This is a genomic window from Chromobacterium haemolyticum, assembly GCF_002081825.1.
GTDB lineage: Bacteria > Pseudomonadota > Gammaproteobacteria > Burkholderiales > Chromobacteriaceae > Chromobacterium > Chromobacterium fluminis.
In genome coordinates, this window is record NZ_MUKU01000071.1 from 1 (window position 1) to 3105 (window position 3105).

1 rRNA gene is annotated in these 3105 nt (G+C 52.1%); it reads right to left on the minus strand.

From position 1 onward, the window contains the following. Positions 1-23 precede the first annotated feature (23 nt). A 23S ribosomal RNA gene (locus tag B0T39_RS24530) occupies positions 24-2912 on the minus strand. Between the last annotated feature and the right edge of the window lie 193 nt (positions 2913-3105).

The window sequence follows — 3105 nt, forward strand, 5'->3', positions numbered from 1 at the left end:
GTTTCCCAAGCCACTCAAATGATAGGATCAAGCCTCACGAGCAATTAGTATCGGTTAGCTTAACGCCTCACAGCGCTTCCACACCCGACCTATCAACGTCCTGGTCTCGAACGACTCTTCAGGAGGGTCAAGCCCTCAGGGAAGTCTCATCTTCAGGCGAGTTTCCCGCTTAGATGCTTTCAGCGGTTATCTCTTCCGCACTTAGCTACCCGGCAATGCGACTGGCGTCACAACCGGTACACCAGAGGTGCGTCCACTCCGGTCCTCTCGTACTAGGAGCAGCCCCCGTCAAACTTCCAACGCCCACTGCAGATAGGGACCAAACTGTCTCACGACGTTTTGAACCCAGCTCACGTACCACTTTAAATGGCGAACAGCCATACCCTTGGGACCGGCTACAGCCCCAGGATGTGATGAGCCGACATCGAGGTGCCAAACACCGCCGTCGATGTGAACTCTTGGGCGGTATCAGCCTGTTATCCCCGGAGTACCTTTTATCCGTTGAGCGATGGCCCTTCCATTCAGAACCACCGGATCACTATGTCCTGCTTTCGCACCTGCTCGACTTGTCGGTCTCGCAGTTAAGCTACCTTTTGCCATTGCACTATCAGCACGATTTCCGACCGTACCTAGGTAACCTTCGAACTCCTCCGTTACACTTTGGGAGGAGACCGCCCCAGTCAAACTGCCTACCATGCACTGTCCCCAATCCGGATCACGGACCAAGGTTAGAACCTCAAACACACCAGGGTGGTATTTCAAGGACGGCTCCATGAGAACTAGCGTTCCCACTTCATAGCCTCCCACCTATCCTACACAAGTCTGTTCAAAGTCCAATGCAAAGCTACAGTAAAGGTTCACGGGGTCTTTCCGTCTAGCAGCGGGGAGATTGCATCTTCACAAACACTTCAACTTCGCTGAGTCTCAGGAGGAGACAGTGTGGCCATCGTTACGCCATTCGTGCGGGTCGGAACTTACCCGACAAGGAATTTCGCTACCTTAGGACCGTTATAGTTACGGCCGCCGTTTACTGGGGCTTCGATCAAGAGCTTGCACCCCATCACTTAACCTTCCAGCACCGGGCAGGCGTCACACCGTATACGTCCACTTTCGTGTTGGCACAGTGCTGTGTTTTTGTTAAACAGTCGCAGCCACCGATTCTCTGCGACCTCTCAAAGCTCCTCCCGCAGGGGATTCACTCTAAGAGGCATACCTTCTCCCGAAGTTACGGTATCAATTTGCCGAGTTCCTTCTCCTGAGTTCTCTCAAGCGCCTTAGAATTCTCATCCTGCCCACCTGTGTCGGTTTGCGGTACGGTTCTTATGCAGCTGAAGCTTAGTGGCTTTTCCTGGAAGCGTGGTATCAGTCACTTCAGGTCCGTAGACCCTCGTCATCACGTCTCGGCCTTAAGGGAAGGCGGATTTGCCTACCTCCCCAGCCTACCGGCTTAAACAGACTATTCCAACAGTCTGATGACCTAACCTTCTCCGTCCCCACATCGCACTGCATAAAAGTACGGGAATTTTAACCCGTTTCCCATCGACTACGCTTTTCAGCCTCGCCTTAGGGGCCGACTCACCCTACGCCGATGAACGTTGCGTAGGAAACCTTGGGCTTTCGGCGAGCGGGCTTTTCACCCGCTTTATCGCTACTCATGTCAGCATTCGCACTTCTGATATCTCCAGCATCCCTTACGAGACACCTTCTCAGACCTACAGAACGCTCCCCTACCATCTGCACTTACGTGCAAATCCGCAGCTTCGGTTATCAGTTTGAGCCCCGTTACATCTTCCGCGCAGGACGACTCGACCAGTGAGCTATTACGCTTTCTTTAAATGATGGCTGCTTCTAAGCCAACATCCTGGCTGTCTATGCCTTCCCACCTCGTTTACCACTTAACTGATCATTTGGGACCTTAGCTGGCGGTCTGGGTTGTTTCCCTCTTGACGATGGACGTTAGCACCCACCGTCTGTCTCCCATGCTCGCACTTTCCGGTATTCAGAGTTTGCCATGGTTTGGTAAATCGCAATGACCCCCTAGCCATAACAGTGCTTTACCCCCGGAAGTGATACATGAGGCACTACCTAAATAGTTTTCGGGGAGAACCAGCTATCTCCGAGTTTGTTTAGCCTTTCACCCCTATCCACAGCTCATCCCCTAGTTTTGCAACACTAGTGGGTTCGGACCTCCAGTGCGTGTTACCGCACCTTCATCCTGGCCATGGATAGATCACTCGGTTTCGGGTCTACGCCCAGCAACTAAATCGCCCTATTCGGACTCGGTTTCCCTACGCCTCCCCTATTCGGTTAAGCTCGCTACTGAACGTAAGTCGCTGACCCATTATACAAAAGGTACGCAGTCACGGAACAAGTCCGCTCCCACTGTTTGTATGCATCCGGTTTCAGGTTCTATTTCACTCCCCTCCCGGGGTTCTTTTCGCCTTTCCCTCACGGTACTGGTTCACTATCGGTCGATCATGAGTATTTAGCCTTGGAGGATGGTCCCCCCATCTTCAGACAGGATTTCTCGTGTCCCGCCCTACTTGTCGTACGCCTAGTCCTTGGAATGTGTTTTCGTGTACGGGGCTATCACCCACTATGGCGGTCCTTTCCATGAACCTTCCACTAACACAATCCATAACACGTACAGGCTCTTCCGCGTTCGCTCGCCACTACTAACGGAATCTCGGTTGATTTCTTTTCCTGCAGCTACTTAGATGTTTCAGTTCGCTGCGTTCGCCTCCTCAGACCTATGTATTCAGTCTGGGATCTCCTTGCGGAGGGGTTTCCCCATTCGGACATCGCGGGATCAAAGCTCTATTGCCAGCTCCCCCGCGCTTTTCGCAGGCTTACACGTCCTTCTTCGCCTATGATCGCCAAGGCATCCACCAGATGCACTTAGTCGCTTGACCCTATCATTTCAGTAACCTAAGTCACCAAAACAACAAGTTGTGTTTGTGCGACGACTACACCGCCCCTTTTGATATGGCGACGTAGCCTAGATACAATCAAATACCCAAGATGACGATCCAGCCAATGAAGACTTAACTCCATCGTCCTTCTCGCCGTCTTTATATATTCGGCTTCTTCAGTTTGTTAAAGATC